The organism is Streptomyces sp. L2, assembly GCF_004124325.1.
Classification (GTDB): Bacteria; Actinomycetota; Actinomycetes; order Streptomycetales; family Streptomycetaceae; genus Streptomyces.
This window is the reverse complement of sequence record NZ_QBDT01000001.1, coordinates 4,825,567-4,843,207: the sequence shown is the minus strand read 5'-3', so window position 1 is coordinate 4,843,207 and position 17,641 is coordinate 4,825,567. Positions and strand designations below refer to the sequence as shown.

Genomic DNA, 17,641 nt, shown 5'->3' with positions numbered 1-17,641 from the left:
GCTACACCGGACAACGCCGACGCCCCCAGTCCGCCTCCGGACAGTTCCCACCGATCGAGCGAGGGTCCGCGCCGGCTTCCAGGTGGACTGCCGCTACTTTCTTCGCGTCCGATCACGGTGGGACGGTGCCCGTGTCGGCGGTGCGGGGGAAGGTGACGGACGGCCACGGGCCCGTGCTGTTGCTGGTCGTGGGGCTGCTCGGCGGTGGGGTGCTGGTCCTCACCGGCATCGGGCTCGGGATCGGCGGAGCGGGGGCCGGGGTCGGGGCTCAGTGGTCGGCCGGGTGCGGGACCGGGCCGCCCGGGGTGGCCTCCGGGTCGGGGCCCTTGGCGGCCTCGGCCTCGCTGTAGATGTCCGGTTCCAGGTAGATGACGCGGGCGATGGGGACGGCGGCCCGGACGCGCGCCTCGGCCGCGTCGATGGCCTGGGCGACCTCGGTGGCGGTGTCGTCGTGCCGGACGGCGATCTTGGCGGCGATGAGCAGCTCCTCGGGGCCGAGGTGGAGCGTGCGCATGTGGATGATGCGGGTGACCGTGTCGCCGTCGACCATCGCGGTCTCGATCTGCTGGACCACGTCGGCGCCGGCGGCCTCGCCGAGCAGCAGGGACTTGGTCTCGGCGGCGAGGACGAGGGCGATGAGCACGAGCAGGACGCCGATGCAGACGGTGCCGATGCCGTCCCAGACGCCGTCGCCGGTCAGCAGGGACAGGCCCACGCCGCCGAAGGCGAGGACGAGACCGATGAGGGCGCCGAAGTCCTCCAGCAGGACGACGGGCAGCTCGGGTGCCTTGGCGCGGCGGATGAACTGCGCCCAGGACAGCTTGCCGCGCAGCTCGTTGGACTCCTTGATGGCGGTGCGGAACGAGAAGCCCTCGGCGATGATCGCGAAGGCGAGGACGCCCACCGGCCAGTACCAGTGCTCCAGTTCGTGCGGGTGGCGGATCTTCTCGAAGCCCTCGTACACGGCGAACATGCCGCCGATGGAGAAGAGGACGATCGAGACGAGGAAGGCGTAGATGTAGCGCTCGCGGCCGTAGCCGAAGGGGTGTTGGGGGGTCGCCTCGCGCTGGGCCTTCTTGCCGCCGATGAGCAGCAGGAACTGGTTGCCGGAGTCGGCGAGCGAGTGGACGCCCTCGGCGAGCATCGACGAGGAGCCGCTGAACGCGAACGCCACGAACTTCGATGCCGCGATCGCGAGGTTGGCGCCGAGTGCCGCCACGATCGCCCTGGTACCGCCTGACGCGCTCATCTGTCCGCGTTGTCCCTTCGCCTCGTCCGTCCACGCCGTGCGGCGGTCGTCTTTGCCCAGCCTTTGCCGGGGCCGGTGGGCCATTCTTGCAGCCCGGCCGGCCCGCGGGGCGTCAGGTGTCCACAACCCCGGTCATACGATCACAGTGGCGCGGAAGACCGTGCCCTCGCCCGACACCTCGGCCTTCTCACCGGCGGGGACGAACACCGACCGGCCCGGCGTCAGGTCGTGTTCGCCGGCCCGGACGGCACCGGCGGTGCAGAGCAGGATCTGTGGGGTGTCCAGGGTGACGTCGTGGGTGGTGCCGCCCGCGGGGAGGACGTACCGGGAGAGCCGGAACTCGTCGATCGGCGTCTCGTAGACCTCCTCCCCGTCCGGGGAGGCCTCCGGGCGCAGCACGCCCGGGTCGCTCGCCTCGAAGCGGACGACGCGCAGGAGTTCGGGCACGTCGACGTGCTTGGGGGTCAGGCCGCAGCGTAGGACGTTGTCGGAGTTGGCCATGATCTCGACGCCGAGTCCGGTGAGGTAGGCGTGCGGGATGCCGGCGCCGAGGAAGAGGGCCTCGCCGGGCTGGAGGCGGACATGGTTGAGGAGCATGGCCGCGATGACGCCGGGGTCGCCCGGGTAGTGGTGGGCCAGGTCTGCGTACGGGGCGTAGTCGCCGCCGAGGCGCGCACAGGCGGCGGTGGTCTCGGTGACCGTTCGGGCCATCTCGGCGGAGTCGGCGGTGAGGACGGCGGTGAGGACCTCCCGCAGGGCCGCCTCCTCGGGGTGCGCGTGCAGCAGGTCGGCGTACGGCTTGAGGGAGGCCACGCCGAGTCCGTCGAGCAGGGCGGCCGTCGCCAGCGGGTCGCGGAAGCCGCACAGGCCGTCGAACTCGGTGAGGGCGCAGATCAGTTCGGGTTTGTGGTTGACGTCCTTGTAGTTGCGGTGCGGTGCGTCCACGGGGATGCCGCGCCGCTCCTCCTCGGCGTAGCCCTCCTTGGCCTGTTCCAGGTCGGGATGCACCTGGAGGGAGAGGGGGGCGCCGGCGGCGAGGATCTTGAACAGGAACGGCAGGTGCGGGCCGAACTTCGCGACCGCGGCCGCGCCGAGTTCGCGCTCGGGATCGGCTTCGATGACCTCGACGAGCGTCCCGCGCGCGGTGCGGGAGGGTGCGCCCGGGTGCGCGCCCAGCCACATCTCCGCCTGCGGTTCGCCGGTCGGCTCGACGCCGAGGAGCTGCGGGATGGCGGTGGGGGAACCCCAGGCGTAGGGGCGGACGGTGTTGTCGAGGCGGTCCATGTGGCTTCTCAGTCTCCGTACGTACGGTGCTCGGCGGGCGCCGGTGCCGGTCGCCCGGAGCCAGGTCAGGCCCTTGAGGCGAGCGCCAGGTAAACGGCGGCGAAATCGGTGACGGCGATCAGTTCGGCGAGGGTCTCCAGTTCGCCGCCCTCCTCCGGTTCGAGTTCGCTGACCGGTGTGTCGTGGCTGAGGGCCAGTTCGCGGGCGGCGGAGGCGGCGGTGAGGCCGCTGATCGGGCGGTCGCGCAGCAGCACCACGCGCGCGTGCAGCGCCGGCGCCTCCTCCACGCGGTCGCGGAAGAAGTCGTCGGGGTCGGCGCTGGCGGCCAGGTGGCCGGCGAGCAGGGCGCCGTGCGCGGCGAGGGCTTCGGGGAGTTCGGCGACGACGGCGGGGCGGCCGGCGAGTTCGGCGAGGGCGTCGGCGAACCGGCGGCCGGCGGGGCCGGCCGAGGCGCCTTCGGTCCACACGAGGGGGAGCGCGTCGGCGAGTTCGGCGGCGAGGGTCTTGGCCGCGTTGCTGTACGTCGCGATCGCGGGGCCGCAGCCCTCGGCGATGTGGTCCAGGCGGTCGGCGACCCTCTCCAGCGCCTCGGGCGGAGCAGTGAGCAGGCCGATGCGGTCGAGGAGGGCGAGGAGCGGGGTGAGCAGGGCCCAGAAGACTCCGGGTGAGGAGGCGGCGAGGGGCTCCTCGTGGTCGTACGGCGCCGTCGCCATCGGTACGAAGAGTCCGTGCGCGCCGGCGACGGCCTCGGCGAGCGGGGTGCCGGCCGGGGCCACGGCGGCGACGGAGCAGCCGCGGCGGTAGGCCTGCTCGGCGAGCAGGCCGAGGCTGGGTTCGGTGCCGTCGGGGGTGGCGATCAGGAGGAGGTCGACGGAGCCGGCCCAGCCGGGGAGTTCCCAGCGCAGGGCGCCCGCGGCCGGGGCGACGCCGGTGGGGGCCAGACGGGTGACGGGGCTGCCGGGGCCGGCGAGGGTGCCGAGGAGGTCGGCGGTGTGGGTGGCGGCGGCGCCGGGGCCGGCGATCAGGACGGCGCGGGGGCGGCCGTCGGGCTTCAGGCTGCCGACGCCGGCCTCGGTGGCGTGCCGGGCGGCGGTGCGGACGCGGGCGCCGGCCTCCGCGGCGCCTCGCAGGAGACCTCGGCGGTCGGCCTCGGCGAGGTCGTCCGGGGTGTCGAGCAGCGATTCGTCGAGCATGGGCGGCAGCCTCCGGTCGCCGGGATCCTGAGTGCGTCGTCGGTTCGCGGGCGGCCCCCTGCGGGGCTGCGGCGGGCGTCTCCGCTTACGCGGGGCGGCGGGCCTCGTCGACGAGGAGGACGGGGATGCCGTCGCGGACGGGGTATGCCAGGCCGCAGTCCTGGGCGGTGCAGATCAGCTCCGTGTCCTGCTCCTTCAGGGGGGCGTGGCAGGCCGGGCAGGCCAGGATCTCCAGGAGGCCGGCTTCGAGCGGCATGAGGGGTCCCTTCGGGGCGTACGGCGTTGTCGTGCGGATGTGCTGGTCAGCGTACCGCTGGTGGGGGTGGGGCGGCGGGGTTGGGCGGGGCCGGTGCGGTCGGGCTCGGCGGACTCCGCTCCCCCACCAGGGGGCTCCGCCCCCTGGACCCCCGACCTGTGCCCACCCACCACCCGACTCGGTGGGTCGAGAGGTGCCGAAAAGCGGGGTGGGTGGGCGACTCGATGGGCTGAGAGGTGCCGAAAGGACGGGGGGCGGGGTGGCTCGGTGGGTCGAGAGGCACTGAAAGGCCGGGGGCGGGGCGGCTCGGTGGGTCGAGAGGTGCTGAAACGCCCGGGGGGCAGCTCGGAGGGTCGAGAGGTGCTGAAACGCCCGGGGGGCGGCTCGGAGGGTCGAGAGGTGCTGAAACGCCCGGGGGGTGGCTCGGTGGGTCGAGAGGTGCTGAAACGCCCGGGGGGCGGCTCGGAGGGTCGAGAGGTGCTGAAACGCCCGGGGGCGGCTCGGTGGGTCGAGAGGTGCTGAAACGCCCGGGGGCGGCTCGGAGGGGGGCCTGGGTCAGGATCTGATGATCGTGAGGGCTTCGTCTCGGATCTTGGTCATTGTGGCCTCGTCCTTGGCTTCCGCGTTGAGGCGGAGGAGGGGCTCGGTGTTGGAGGGGCGGACGTTGAACCACCAGTCGGGGGCGGAGACGGTGAGGCCGTCCAGGTCGTCCAGGGTGACGTCGGCGCGGTTCTCGTAGGCCGCGCGGATCGCGGCGAGGCGGGACGCCTGGTCGGCGACGGTGGAGTTGATCTCGCCGGAGCCGGCGTAGCGGTCGTACTGGGCGACGAGGGCGGACAGGGGGCCGTCCTGGCCGCCGAGGGCCGCGAGGACGTGGAGGGCGGCCAGCATGCCCGTGTCGGCGTTCCAGAAGTCCTTGAAGTAGTAGTGGGCGGAGTGCTCGCCGCCGAAGATCGCGCCGGTGCGGGCCATCTCGGCCTTGATGAACGAGTGGCCGACGCGGGTGCGGGCCGGGGTGCCGCCGTTCTCCCTGACGACCTCGGGGACGGTGCGCGAGGTGATCAGGTTGTGGATGACCGTGCCGGAGCCGCCGTTGCGGGCCAGTTCGCGCGCGGCCACGAGCGCGGTGATCGCGGACGGGGACACCGGGTCGCCGTGCTCGTCGACGACGAAGCAGCGGTCGGCGTCGCCGTCGAAGGCGATGCCCAGGTCGGCGCCCACCGCCGGAACCCGCTTCTGCAGGTCGACGAGGTTGGCCGGGTCCAGCGGGTTGGCCTCGTGGTTGGGGAAGGTGCCGTCCAGTTCGAAGTACATCGGGACGAGGGTCAGGGGCAGGCCGACGAAGACCGTGGGCACCGTGTGGCCGCCCATGCCGTTGCCCGCGTCGACCACGACCTTCAGGGGGCGGACGGACGTCAGGTCGACGAGGGAGCGGAGGTGCTCCGCGTAGTCGTTCAACGTCTCGCGGGTGGTGAGCGTTCCGGGTTCCGCGGCCGGCTCGGGGGCGCCCGACTCCAGCCAGCCCTCGACCAGTTCGCGGATCTCGGCGAGGCCGGTGTCCTGGCCGACGGGGGCCGCGCCGGCGCGGCACATCTTGATGCCGTTGTACCGGGCGGGGTTGTGGGAGGCGGTGAACATGGCGCCCGGGAGGTTCAGCGCGCCCGACGCGTAGTAGAGCTGGTCGGTCGAGCAGAGGCCGATCTCGGTGACGTCGACGCCCCGCTCCGCCGCGCCGCGCGCGAAGGCGCGGGTCAGGCCGGGCGAGGAGGGCCGCATGTCGTGGCCGACGACGATCGCCGCCGCTCCGGTCACCTGCGCGAAGGCGGCTCCGAAGAGTGCGGCCAGTGACTCGTCCCACTGGTCCGGGACCACTCCGCGCACGTCGTACGCCTTCACGATCTGCGACAGATCTGCAGCCACGGCCAACCCTCCTGAATGTCCTATGGGTGCCCACAAACTACCCGCAAGGGGTAAGAGCGCGGCGGAGGGACCACCGTGGTGCGGTGTCCGGTCGGTTGTCCGGTCCCGGTTGCCCGGTCTCAGTCGTCCGGTCTCAGTTGTCCGGGGAGCGCAGGACGCGCAGGTGGCCGCGGCGGGCCACCTCCATGGGGTCCGCGCCGCGTCCGCCGCCGCCCGCCTCGGCCACCCGCTCCTGGGGGCGGGCCGCCTCGCGCACGGCGTTGGCGAGCGCCTCCAGGTCGTCGCCGGTGGGCCGGGCCGGCGCCGAGCCGTCGAGGAGCCGTACGACTTCCCAGCCGCGGGGGGCGGTGAGGCGCTCGGAATGATCGGCGCACAGGTCGTAGCAGTGGGGTTCGGCGTAGGTGGCGAGCGGGCCGAGGACCGCGGTCGAGTCGGCGTAGACGTACGTCAGCGTCGCGACGGCGGGTCGGCCGCAGGCGGTGCGCGAACAGCGACGTACAGGGCTCACGACGTTGGACGGTACCGCACTCTTGAGCGGGCCGCGACGACTCTCCACCAGGTCACTCCACCGTGTCGCCCTGTGAAACGGCCCACACACAGCCCCCAACACGCCCTGCTGACCTGCGTCTACGGGATTGTGCGGGATCTCGTACGGGGCTGCCTTCGGTCATGATCCGGTACAAATCCCGTCAATTGCCTTGAGGTTGCCGGTCTGGGAGGGTTACGGAAACGAGCCAGACGTTGGCCGGAATGGTCATCTCATGACAGAGCTGAGCAGCGGTCGGTCGCCGTGCGGACCGGGGCGCGTCGCCGTGTGCAGCCGGGCGGGCGGACCGCTCGGGGACTACGCTTCACCAGTGATGGACAACCGTGTACCGCCCCCTCCCGCCGGCCCGGGGCCCCGCCGCCGTGATCGCCACGGGCGGGGCATGCGGGGGCCGATCGCGCCGCCGCAGGTGCCGCTGGCGGCCAGCAGGGCCGAGGTGTTCGCCGACCTGGTCCAGGACTCCGTGGAGCGCCTGGAACGTCACTGGCCGCAGCTCGCCGACATCGATTTCGTGGTGCTGGAGGTGCCCCGGCCGGCCGGCCGGGGGTCGGAGACCTGGAGCGACGAGGCCGTGCCGCTCGGCGGGGTGGTGCCCGCGCGGGAGGGCCGGCGGGCGCGGGTGGTCGTGTACCGGCGGCCGGTGGAGATCCGGACCAAGGGGCGGGACGAGCGGGCCGCGTTGGTGCACGAGGTCGTCGTGGAGCAGGTCGCCGAGCTGCTGGGGCTCACTCCGGAGACCGTGGACCCGCGCTACGGCGAGGACTGAGCCCCCTCCCCCATTCGCGCGGGCCTACTTCTGCAGCACCGAGAGATCCTCCTCCGCCTTCGGCACCGCGACCGTCCCCCGGTCGCTGGGCAGGGTCTGGATGGTGAAGCCCGGCACGCCCTCCTCCGTCGCCGACAGGGTGCGGGCGCCGTAGACGGGAGTCGCTGTCAGAGGTTCCACGGTGAGGGCGTAGGTGCCCTTGAGAGAGGCCGGGGACGGGGCGTCGATGTTCTGCGTGGTACCGGGTTTGATCGTGTACGTCCTGCTGACCGGTGTGCCGCCCTCGCTGCCCGCCGACGCCGTCACCTTGACCCGGGCCGTGCCGGTGGGGGCCGTCAGCGACAGGGTCGAGCCCTTGGCGCTGTTGTCGGCCACCGTGGCGCGGGCGCCGACGGGCGCGGTGGCGGGGATGTAGGCGGTCTCCTGCTTGGCGCCCTTGCCCCGGACGACGCGCAGCGCGGCCACCACCGGCACGTCCTGGTCGGTCGGGGCGAGCACCAGGGAGCCCGGTTCGCCGCGGGTGAGGTCGTGGAGGTCGACCGCTGTTGTCATACCGGACTTGACGTGCAGGGTCTCGTTGCCCGCCGGGGTGAGCAGGCCGTCGGACGAGGCGAGGCGGACCTTCAGGTCGGCGTCGGCGTCGCCGGGCGTGAAGGCGATCAGCCGGACGTCGGTGGCGTCCTTGGGGATGCCGGGCAGCACCAGGTCGGGGGACGGGTCCGCCGCGGCGGCCAGCCAGTCGCCGCCGCCCTTGTCGTCCAGGGCCTGCACGGACGCGCCGACGCGCCCGCTGCGCACGCTCACGTGCACGGTGAGGTCGGTCTGCTTCTCGTCGGTGAGCGTGGAGAGCAGGACCGGCTCGCTGCTGTGCGGCTGGACGGTGAGGCCCTCCGCCACCGGGGACTTGATCGCGCCGTCCTTGCCGTACAGCTCGATGTCGACGACGGCGGCGGAGTCGTCGGGGTTGGTGAGGTGCACGTAGTCGGTGCGGTCGGCCGAGGTGCTGGCGCCGGGGAACCAGAACTCGGTGTCCGGCTCGGTGCAGTTGACGCCGAGGAGGCCGCGGCCGGTGCCGGCGGCGACCTCGGTGGTCTCCTGGACGGTCCAGCCGGGCGCGAACTTCCCGTCGGCGGTGCCGAGGAGCGCGGGCGCGTCGGAGCCGGAGCTGTCACCGGTGGCCGGGGTGCCGGGCTTCTTCGGAGCGAGGACCGGCTTGTCCGCCTTCCCCTTGCCGCCCTTGTCCTTCCGGGAGTTGCCCGTGCCGTCCGCGGACTGCTCGGCGGCGGCCTGGAGTTCGGCCTTGCCGCTGCTGTCCGTGCCCAAGGTGTCGGGCGTGAACGAGGTGTACGCGGTCTCGGCGATGTCGGAGATGCTGGGCGCCGGGCAGAGCAGGCTGGTGCGTTCCACGGGGAGCCGGGCGGCCGCCGCGGGGGCCGCGCCGGACGCGGCGGGCGGGTCGAGCGCGGCGAACGCGGTGACGGCGGCCAGCGCGGCGGTGCCGGCGATCAGGGACAGGGTCGTGCGGTTCACTGCTGGCTCCCGTCGGGGCGCTGGCCGGTGCCGTGGGGGTGCTGGGCGGGGTCGTACTCCGGGTCGTAGCCCTGCTGGTAGGCCGCGGGGCCGTACGGCGGCTGCCCGGCCGTGCCGCCGTAGGCGTACGGGTCGTAGGAGCCCGCCTGGTACGGGTCGGCCTGGTAGGGATCGGCCTGGTACGCCTGCTGGTCGTAGCCGCCCTGGGGCTGGTACTGCCCGGCGTCCTGGTACTGGCCGGTGTTCTCGTAGCGGCCGGTGTTCTCGTACTGGCCGCTGTTCTCGTACTGGCCCGCGGCCGGGTACTGGCCGGTGCCGTACCTGTCGTAGTAGCCGCTCGTGTCCCAGTCGCCGTACTGCTGTTGCTGCGGGACGGCGGCGGCCGGGGCCTCCTGCTCGGCGGGGGCGGGGCCGCCCTCGGGCGCCTCCGTGGGCTGCTCCGGCACGGCCGTCTCCTCGGCCTGGGCGCGCAGACGGCGGGCGCGGCGGCCCTCGCCCTCGGTCGCCTGGGCGGGCAGCGGCTGCTCCTCGGGCAGGTCGTCGTCGATGTCGCGGCGCCGGCCGGGCAGGGCGAGGACGACGAGGACGACGGCGAGCGCGCCTTGCGCCCACAGCCAGGCGGTGTGGCCGATCGGGTCGTCGTAGGAGATGTCCAGGGTGCCGCCGTTCGCGGGCAGTTCGAAGCCCTGGGCCCAGCCGTCGACGGTGGTGCGGGGCAGGGGCTTGCCGTCGAGGGTGGCGGTCCAGCCGGGGGCGGCGCTGTCGGCGAGCCGCAGGACGCGGCCGTTCGCGCCGGCCGGGATCGTCGTGTGGATCGCGACGGGCCCGGCCGCGACGGACCGGGCGGTGCCGGAGCCGCCGGCGGGCACGATGGTCGCGCGGGACACCTGCTGGTCGACGCGCCACAGGGCGCCGCCGCGCTGCTGGCTGAGCCGGCTGAGGCCGGGGGTGGCGTCCAGGACGCGGGTGATGTCGCGGGGCGCGCCCTTGTGGACGAGGACGTAGCGCACGGCGAAGCCGCCGAGCTGGCCGGCCTGGTCGGCGCCGGAGCCGGCGACGAGGTTGGCGACGATCTTGTCGAGTCTGGCGTTCCGCCCGTCGGCGGCGGCGAGTTCGGCGTCTCCCATGCGGGCGCCGGAGCCGCGGACGAGGCTGTAGCGCACGCGCGCGGTGGAGTCGCTGTCGAGGATGAGGGTGCGGGCCCGGTCGGCGGTGGTGGAGTCCTCGGCGACGAAGGCGGGCACCTGGGAGGGGTCGCGGCGCTCCAGGGGGCCGTCGGCGCCGCCGAGCATCCAGCCGGCGGCGACGAGCAGCGGGCCCGCGGCCGAGGCGAAGGCGATCAGCGCGGCCACCGGCTGCCGCCAGCCGAAGCTCTGCTCGGCGACGCGTGAGCGGGCCCCGTCGGCGCCGAGCGCGGCGGCGGCCAGCAGGGCGATGCCGTAGACGAGGGTGGCGGGTCCGGCCCACGTGGAGTGGTTGGACAGGACGGCGAAGACCAGGCCGCTCAGGGCGACGGCCCAGGCGGTCCGCACGGCCCGCTGCCGTTCGGAGCGCAGGAGTGCGGCCAGGGCGGCGAGGACGATGCCGATGAGCATCAGGCCGTGGACGGTGCCCGGGCCGCCGGGGCTGGCGCCGAGCAGGTCGGTGGCGGAGGCGGCCGAGGAGCCGTACTCCAGGCCGGCCTGCTCGAAGAAGCCGAACGGCAGCAGGGTCAGCGACCAGGGCGCGAGGATCAGCAGCGGGGTGCCGAGCTGGGCGAGGAACCGCAGGCCGTGGGCGACGGGGTCGGTGCGGCGCAGCACGAGGACGCCGAGGCCGAGGAGCAGCGCGAGGGGCCAGACGATCGGGGTGAACGCGGTGGTGATGGTCAGCAGCAGCGCGTACGCCCAGGTGGCGCGCCAGCTGCCGCGGCCTCCGGAGGAGCGGGTGAGTCCGGCGGCGGCGATGCCCGCGCGGGCGACGAGCGGCAGCAGGACGGCGAGGACGGCGGTGCCGATGCGGCCGTCGGCGAGGGCGCCGGTGGTGGCGGGCAGGAAGGCGTAGGCGATGGCCGCCCACGCGCGCAGCAGCCGGGAGGTGACGAGCGGCCGGGAGGCGAAGTAGGCGGTGCAGCCGGCCAGGGGCACCGAGCAGACCAGCAGGACCGTGACCGCGAGTCCCGTGGAGCCGAACAGCAGCGAGGCGAGGGCGGCCACGACGGCCAGGTACGGGGGCGCGGAGGGGGTGCCGCCGGCGCCGACGGGGTGCCAGGCGTCCAGGTAGCGGGACCACAGGTCGCCGGCGCCGGCCGGGGCGGGCAGCAGGGCGCCGCCCGCGAGCGCGCCGCCGCCGAGCAGGGCGCGGCAGGCGACGAGCGAGATGAGCAGCAGGGTGAGGAACAGCACGGGGCCGGGTTTGCGGGCGATCCGCTTGAGCCGGGCGAACTGTTCGATCTCCAGGAAGTCGGCGTCGTCGCCGCCGGGCCCGGACTCGATGGCGCCGCCGTGCCGGCCGGCCGCGGCCAGTTCGGTGTCGGAGCCGCCGAAGAGGCTGCCGGCGGCCTGTTCGACGGTGGCGCGGATGGTCGCGCCGGGCGGCGGGAACAGCTGCCGCAGTTCGTCCTTGTCGATCTGGGGGGTGCCGCGGCTGCGCCGTCCGGCGATGACGCGTTCGGGCCGCAGCAGGGTGCCGAGCAGGCCGCGGATCTCGTCGACGGCCTGTCCGGGGACCTTGCCGACGAGGTAGGCGACGGTCCGCAGGAGGGTGCCGACGACGATCCGGAACAGCGTCCAGGGCAGGGCGGCCGTACGGGCGTTGACGAGGAGGGTGTAGACGGCGCCGGCCTTGTCGACCTTGTGCGGGGAGGCCGCCGTGCGGCCGACGCAGTCGACGGTGCGGCGCTCGCGGGAGGCGGCCTCGGCGTGCCGGACGACGGCGTCGGGGGCGATGAGGACGCGATGGCCGGCCGCGTGGGCGCGCCAGCACAGGTCGACGTCGTCGCGCATGAGGGGCAGCCGGCGGTCGAAGCCGCCGAGTTGTTCGAAGACGTCGCGGCGGACGAGCATGCCGGCGGTGGAGACGGACAGCACGCTGCGGACGTGGTCGTGCTGGCCCTGGTCCTGTTCGCGGCGGTCCAGGCCGGTCCAGCGGCGGCCGGAGTTGGCGATGGAGACGCCGACCTCCAGCAGCTGCCGCCGGTCGTACCAGCCGCGCAGTTTGGGGCCGACGACGGCCACGTCGTCGCGGCCGAGTTCGAGTTCGGTGTCGACGACCCGGAGCAGCTGGGCGAGGGCGTCGGGTTCGGGGGCGCAGTCGTCGTGCAGCAGCCAGAGCCACTGGATGGGTTCGCCGTACGGCAGTTCGGGCATGTCGTAGGCGTCGTCGCGCCAGGAGCGGGTGACGGGGTCCCAGCCGCTGGGGCGCTTGAGGTACGGCAGTTCCTCCGGGGTGAGGAGGGGTGCCGTGCGGTTGGCCTCCTCGACGGCCTGGCCGAAGCCGGTGCGCCGGGCCAGGTGCAGCACGTTGCCGTCGCCGAGGGCTTCGGTGAGCCGCTGGGCGGAGTCGTCCGCGCTGCCGGTGTCGGCCGCGACCGCGTGCTGGACGGGGCGCTCCTGGGCGAGCAGCCCGGCGAGCGCGTCGGGGAGCCAGCGGGCGCCGTCGTGCGCGACGAGGACCGCGGTCACCACATGACGCGGGGACTCTGGGGTGGCGGCTCCGTCATGGGCGGCCGCTTGGCTGTGCACGGACATCGAGGTACGGGCCCCGGTTCGCTGGACTGCGGTGGACGCGTTCCCTCTCCTCGTGCGTCGTGCGTGTGCGTCGAGGGGACGGTGAGGCGTCTCGGACGAGCGACCACACTATCGGCCGCGCACGACAACAGCCCGCCGCCTGTGGATAACCCATGGGCGACGGGCTGTTCGCGAAGTTTGTGCCGGTCGGCGGCTCAGACGGCCGCCTTCTTCAGCCGGCGGCGCTCCCGCTCGGACAGACCGCCCCAGATGCCGAACCGCTCGTCGTTGGCGAGGGCGTACTCGAGGCATTCGGAGCGCACCTCGCAGGCGAGGCAGACCTTCTTCGCCTCTCTGGTGGAGCCGCCCTTCTCGGGGAAGAAGGACTCGGGGTCGGTCTGGGCGCACAGCGCGCGCTCCTGCCAGCCGAGTTCCTCGTCCGCGTCGTCGACCAGCAGTTGCTGCACCAGCTCGGTCATGTGCGCCCCTCGTCTGTCTTTCGCGTCCCCGTGCCTGGCCGTTACCGATTTCGGCTGAACGACACGAGTGAAATTACAAGTGTGCTGCTCCGGGCGAGTCAAGCCGAGATCTGCTATTGGGCCCGTTATTCACTCTGCGGAACCAAGGCCATGCGGAAAGTGTTCAAATCGCCATAAACCCTGACACGCAGCCGTGGCCCGCAGGGCCACCGGTCCTCGCACAGATCTCTGTACGAAGAAGGACGCCCGCGCGTTCGATCACGTTCCGCGAGGCATGAGCGCTCGGATGGACGCCATGTGTCCCGGTCGGCGAGTGAACAAACCTTTCACCTGACAGATGAACCTGATGAGGTGAACCCTGTCCCACATCCCGGCGTGGAGTTGACAGTGCGGGTGTGAACCGCTGTCCTAGTGGGCATGCTCGCGAACTTGGCACTCACCTCGACCCGCACCGCCGGGTCCCACGGTGCTGCCCGGTCGCGCTGTCTGTGTTGTCGCTGTACCGGCTGTTGAGCGAACCGCTCCGGCCGTCCCCGAGTCCTGTTGCGTGACTCGGTCGTTCCCTCCTTCGCAGAACCCTCCGTCCGGCCCCCGCAGAACCCGCCGCCCCGGGGCCCCGCTCTCCGCCGAGGAATCACAGCACCCCATGAACAGCGACAACGACCTTCAGATCGCCGGCGACATCCTCGAAGTCCCGCACCTGCTCCAGCCCCCGCGCGAGCATCCGGCCACCGTGGCCGAGTTCGCCGGACTGGCCCGCGCCGTCGCCGCCGACCGCGCCCAGTGGGCGCACCTCGTCCAGTACGACGCCACCACGCGCTGGTACCACCGGCTGCGCACCGGCCCCGGCTACGAGGTGTGGCTGCTGTCCTGGGTGCCGGGGCAGGGCAGCGGGCTCCACGACCACGGCCGCTCCTCCGGTGTCCTCACCGTCCTGGAGGGCACGCTCACCGAGCGCACCGAACGCGGCACGCGCGCGTTGGCGGCCGGCGCCCAGCGCGTGTTCGCGCCGGGGTACGTGCACGAGGTGGTGAACGACTCGCTGGAGCCGGCCGTCAGCCTGCACGTGTACTACCCGGGCCTGACCGAGATGCCGATGCACACCTCCCCGCACTGCGAGGCCCGCACCGCGCCCGGCGCCCCGGCGCGGCCGGTGTCCGCCTGACACGTTGTCGTACCCGCCTGCCAGACTTGGGGCCATGCGCATTGTGGTTCTGGCAGGCGGCATCGGCGGTGCCCGTTTCCTGCGCGGTCTGAAGCGGGCCGTGCCGGACGCGGACGTCACGGTCATCGGCAACACCGGCGACGACATCCACCTCTTCGGGCTGAAGGTATGCCCGGACCTCGACACGGTGATGTACACGCTGGGCGACGGCATCAACGAGGAGCAGGGCTGGGGGCGGGCGGAGGAGACCTTCCACCTCAAGGAGGAGCTGGCGGCCTACGGGGCCGGCCCGGACTGGTTCGGGCTCGGCGACCGGGACTTCGCCACGCACATCGTGCGCACGCAGATGCTGGGCGCCGGATATCCGCTGAGCGCGGTCACCGAGGCGCTGTGCGACCGCTGGAAGCCGGGCGTGAAGCTGATCCCGATGACCGACGACCGCGTGGAGACGCACGTGGCGGTCGAGGTGGACGGGGAGCGCAAGGCCGTCCACTTCCAGGAGTACTGGGTCCGGCTGCGGGCCTCGGTGCCGGCCGAGGCCGTCGTACCGGTCGGCGCGGAGCAGTCCAAGCCGGCGCCCGGCGTGCTGGAGGCCATCGCCGCCGCGGACGTCATCCTCTTCCCGCCGTCCAACCCGGTCGTCTCCGTCGGCACCATCCTCGCCGTGCCCGGCATCCGGGAGGCCATCGCCGAGGCGGGCGTCCCGGTCGTCGGCCTGTCCCCCATCGTCGGGGACGCCCCGGTGCGCGGCATGGCCGACAAGGTGCTCGCCGCCGTCGGCGTGGAGTCCACGGCCGCGGCGGTGGCCGAGCACTACGGCTCCGGGCTGCTGGACGGCTGGCTCGTCGACACCGTCGACGCGGGCGTGGTCGAGCGGGTCGAGGCGGACGGCATCCGCTGCCGGGCCGTTCCGCTGATGATGACCGACGTGGACGCGACCGCGCAGATGGCCCGCGAGGCGCTGGCGCTGGCCGAGGAGGTACGGGGCGTATGAGCACGGCGGCCACCAGCGGGGCGGGCGAGCAGCCCGAGTACCGGGTCTGGGCCCCGGCCGGGCTGCCCGAGGTGCGGCCCGGGGACGACCTTGCCAAGCTGATCGCCGGGGCCGAGCCCGGCCTCGCCGACGGGGACGTGGTGCTGGTCACGTCCAAGATCGTGTCCAAGGCGGAGGGCCGGATCGTCGAGGCCGCCGACCGGGAGGCCGCGATCGACGCCGAGACGGTGCGGGTGGTGGCCCGGCGCGGCACGCTGCGCATCGTCGAGAACCGGCAGGGCCTGGTCATGGCCGCCGCCGGGGTCGACGCCTCCAACACCCCGGCCGGCACCGTGCTGCTGCTGCCCGAGGAACCTGACGCCTCCGCGCGCGCGATCCGCGACGGCCTGCGGGACATCCTCGGGGTGCGCGTCGGCGTCGTCGTCACCGACACCTTCGGGCGGCCCTGGCGCGCGGGCCTCACCGACGTGGCGATCGGCGCCGCGGGCGTGCGCGTGCTGGACGACCTGCGCGGCGGCACGGACGCGTACGGCAATCCGCTGAGCGCCACCATCGTCGCCACCGCGGACGAGCTGGCCGCCGCCGGGGACCTCGTCAAGGGCAAGGCGACCGGGCGGCCGGTGGCCGTGGTGCGCGGCCTGCCCCACGTGGTCGCGCAGGACGGGGCCGACGACGAGGGGGCGCGGGCCCTCGTGCGCTCCGCGCGGGGCGACATGTTCCGGCTCGGCACCTCCGAGGCGGTCCGGGAGGCGGTCGCCCAGCGGCGGACCGTACGGACGTTCACCGACCAGCCCGTCGACCCCGGCGCCGTACGCCGGGCCGTGTCCGCCGCCGTGACCGCGCCCGCCCCGCACCACACCACTCCGTGGCGGTTCGTCCTCCTGGAGTCCGAGGAGTCCCGCGTACGGCTGCTCGACGCGATGCGGGACGCATGGATCGCGGACCTGCGGCGGGACGGCAAGAGCGAGGAGGCCGTCGCCAAGCGCGTCCGGCGCGGCGACGTGCTGCGCCACGCGCCGTACCTGGTCGTGCCCTGCCTCGTCATGGACGGCGCGCACACGTACGGGGACGCGCGGCGGGACGGCGCCGAGCGGGAGATGTTCGTGGTCGCGGCGGGCGCGGGCGTGCAGAACCTGCTGGTCGCCCTCGCCGGCGAGCGGCTCGGCTCGGCGTGGGTGTCGTCGACGATGTTCTGCCGTGACGTGGTGCGCGAGGTCCTCCGGCTGCCGGCGGACTGGGACCCGATGGGCGCGGTGGCGGTCGGTCACCCGGCCGAGGAGCCGCGGCCGCGCGCGGAGCGGGACCCGGGGGTGTTCATCGAGGTGCGGTGAAGCGGTGCGGGCGCGGCGCGCGGTCTCGCTAGTCTGGCAACACCTCTACCCACCCCTGGGACTCATCCGTGGCAGGACGTTTCGCTCCGCGGCCCACGCGTACGACGGTGCGCGGGGGCCATGTCGCCGTGCCCGGCGGAGCGGGCGGGTCCGGGGGCATACCGCGGCAGGCGGGTGCGGGTGCCGGGCCGGCGCGGGCGCGGACGTATGTGTCCGACGGGCCGCTGGATCTGGGGCTGGTGCTCGGGCCGCTGCGGCGCGGGCCCGGCGACCCGACGTTCCGGGCGGCGGCCGACGGTTCCGTCTGGCGCGCCAGCCGGACACCGGCCGGCCCGGGAACCCTGCGGGTGCGCGTGTACGGCGGTGAGGTGCGCGGTGAGGCGTGGGGTCCCGGCGCCGAGTGGCTGCTGGAGCGGCTGCCCGAGCTGCTGGGCGCCGCCGACGATCCCGCCGCGTTCGTGCCCCGGCACCGGCTGGTGGCGGTCACTCGGCACCGGCGGCCGGGGCTGCGGCTGACGCGGACCGGGCTGGTGCTGGAGTCGCTGATTCCGTCGGTGCTGGAGCAGAAGGTGACGACCGTGGAGGCGTACCGGGCGTGGCGGTCGCTGGTGCGGAGGTTCGGGGAGCCGGCGCCGGGGCCTGCGGGAGTGGGCGCCGCGGGTGAGCCGCGGATGTTCGTGATGCCGGACGCGCGGACCTGGGCGCTGATCCCGTCCTGGGAGTGGCACCGGGCCGGGGTCGACGACAAGCGGGCCTCGACGATCCTGCGGGCCGTGCGGGTCGCCGCGCGGCTGGAGCAGGCGGTGGGGATGCCGGCGGAGGCCGCGCAGGCGCGGTTGGAGGTCGTGCCGGGGGTGGGGCCGTGGACGTCGGCGGAGGTCGTGCAGCGCAGTCATGGGGCGGCGGACGCGGTGACGGTCGGGGATCTGCATCTGCCGGGGATCGTGGGGTGGGCGCTGGCGGGTGATCGGGGGGCCGATGACGCGGTGATGCTGCGGTTGCTGGAGGCGTATGCGGGGCAGCGGCATCGGGCCGTGCGGTTGATCCTGCTGAGCGGGCGGACTCCGGCGCGCCGGGCCCCCCGCATGCCTGTCGGCGACATCGGCCACTTGTAGCCACCCTGCACCTCAGCTGCCCCGGGGGTGGGTCCCACTTACCCGCGCCAACGGGGTGCCGCTGCGCCCACCCGTGCCGCCCTGGGAGTCCCCCCAGGCCCTTAA

Annotated in this window: 14 protein-coding genes; 5 read left to right on the top strand and 9 right to left on the bottom strand. The window is 73.9% G+C overall.

All coding sequences use genetic code 11. From position 1 onward, the window contains the following. Nucleotides 1–268 precede the first annotated feature (268 nt). The 6 genes from DBP14_RS21665 to DBP14_RS21640 all read right to left on the bottom strand — a co-directional run bounded on the left by DBP14_RS21665 (nucleotide 269) and on the right by DBP14_RS21640 (nucleotide 6,458). Nucleotides 269–1,249 carry a cation diffusion facilitator family transporter gene (locus DBP14_RS21665; RefSeq protein ID WP_129308813.1) on the bottom strand — a complete coding sequence of 327 codons (981 nt, stop codon included), beginning with the start codon at nucleotides 1,247–1,249 and terminating at the stop codon, nucleotides 269–271. A gap of 132 nt (nucleotides 1,250–1,381) precedes the next feature. Further along, complete coding sequence (gene manA / locus DBP14_RS21660) at nucleotides 1,382–2,533, bottom strand: mannose-6-phosphate isomerase, class I (protein WP_129308812.1); 1,152 nt, start codon at nucleotides 2,531–2,533, stop codon at nucleotides 1,382–1,384. Between the two features lie 65 nt (nucleotides 2,534–2,598). Next, entirely contained in the window at nucleotides 2,599–3,726 is a 1,128-nt protein-coding gene (locus DBP14_RS21655) for an SIS domain-containing protein (protein WP_129308811.1), read from the bottom strand. Between the two features lie 85 nt (nucleotides 3,727–3,811). Continuing rightward, complete coding sequence (locus tag DBP14_RS21650; protein ID WP_129308810.1) at nucleotides 3,812–3,982, bottom strand: Trm112 family protein; 171 nt, start codon at nucleotides 3,980–3,982, stop codon at nucleotides 3,812–3,814. Nucleotides 3,983–4,537: 555 nt separating this feature from the next. Beyond that, a complete protein-coding gene (locus tag DBP14_RS21645; RefSeq protein ID WP_129308809.1) occupies nucleotides 4,538–5,902 on the bottom strand; it encodes a phosphomannomutase/phosphoglucomutase in 1,365 nt (454 codons plus the stop codon). 133 nt (nucleotides 5,903–6,035) lie between these two features. Next, nucleotides 6,036–6,458, bottom strand: coding sequence for a DUF3499 domain-containing protein (locus DBP14_RS21640; RefSeq protein WP_129308808.1), 423 nt, complete (start codon nucleotides 6,456–6,458; stop codon nucleotides 6,036–6,038). Between the two features lie 304 nt (nucleotides 6,459–6,762). Here DBP14_RS21640 and DBP14_RS21635 point away from each other — a divergent pair, with 304 nt between their 5' ends. Further along, a complete protein-coding gene (locus tag DBP14_RS21635) occupies nucleotides 6,763–7,215 on the top strand; it encodes a metallopeptidase family protein (RefSeq protein WP_129312007.1) in 453 nt (150 codons plus the stop codon). A gap of 24 nt (nucleotides 7,216–7,239) precedes the next feature. Here the strand turns inward: DBP14_RS21635 and DBP14_RS21630 are convergent, their stop codons facing one another. The 3 genes from DBP14_RS21630 to DBP14_RS21620 all read right to left on the bottom strand — a co-directional run bounded on the left by DBP14_RS21630 (nucleotide 7,240) and on the right by DBP14_RS21620 (nucleotide 12,931). Continuing rightward, nucleotides 7,240–8,745, bottom strand: coding sequence for a DUF5719 family protein (locus tag DBP14_RS21630; RefSeq protein ID WP_129308807.1), 1,506 nt, complete (start codon nucleotides 8,743–8,745; stop codon nucleotides 7,240–7,242). Further along, nucleotides 8,742–12,473 (bottom strand): glycosyltransferase, encoded by a 3,732-nt coding sequence (locus tag DBP14_RS21625; RefSeq protein ID WP_129308806.1) that lies wholly within the window; start codon nucleotides 12,471–12,473, stop codon nucleotides 8,742–8,744. Before DBP14_RS21625 ends, DBP14_RS21630 begins: the two co-directional genes overlap by 4 nt. Before the next feature lie 194 nt (nucleotides 12,474–12,667). Then, nucleotides 12,668–12,931 (bottom strand): WhiB family transcriptional regulator, encoded by a 264-nt coding sequence (locus tag DBP14_RS21620; protein WP_003975777.1) that lies wholly within the window; start codon nucleotides 12,929–12,931, stop codon nucleotides 12,668–12,670. A 646-nt stretch (nucleotides 12,932–13,577) separates the two neighbouring features. Between DBP14_RS21620 and DBP14_RS21605 the strand changes: the two genes are divergently transcribed. The 4 genes from DBP14_RS21605 (at nucleotide 13,578) to DBP14_RS21590 (ending at nucleotide 17,536) form a co-directional block, all read left to right on the top strand. Continuing rightward, nucleotides 13,578–14,096 carry a cysteine dioxygenase family protein gene (locus DBP14_RS21605; protein WP_129308804.1) on the top strand — a complete coding sequence of 173 codons (519 nt, stop codon included), beginning with the start codon at nucleotides 13,578–13,580 and terminating at the stop codon, nucleotides 14,094–14,096. A gap of 34 nt (nucleotides 14,097–14,130) precedes the next feature. Then, the gene (gene cofD, locus DBP14_RS21600) at nucleotides 14,131–15,090 is read left to right on the top strand and encodes a 2-phospho-L-lactate transferase (RefSeq protein WP_129308803.1); all 960 of its coding nucleotides are present in this window, start codon (nucleotides 14,131–14,133) and stop codon (nucleotides 15,088–15,090) included. Continuing rightward, on the top strand, nucleotides 15,087–16,421 hold the full coding sequence (locus DBP14_RS21595; RefSeq protein WP_129308802.1) for a coenzyme F420-0:L-glutamate ligase: 1,335 nt from the start codon (nucleotides 15,087–15,089) through the stop codon (nucleotides 16,419–16,421). The genes cofD and DBP14_RS21595 overlap by 4 nt, the downstream gene beginning before the upstream one ends. Nucleotides 16,422–16,489: 68 nt before the next feature. After that, nucleotides 16,490–17,536 carry a DNA-3-methyladenine glycosylase gene (locus tag DBP14_RS21590; RefSeq protein WP_129308801.1) on the top strand — a complete coding sequence of 349 codons (1,047 nt, stop codon included), beginning with the start codon at nucleotides 16,490–16,492 and terminating at the stop codon, nucleotides 17,534–17,536. Nucleotides 17,537–17,641: the final 105 nt, after the last annotated feature.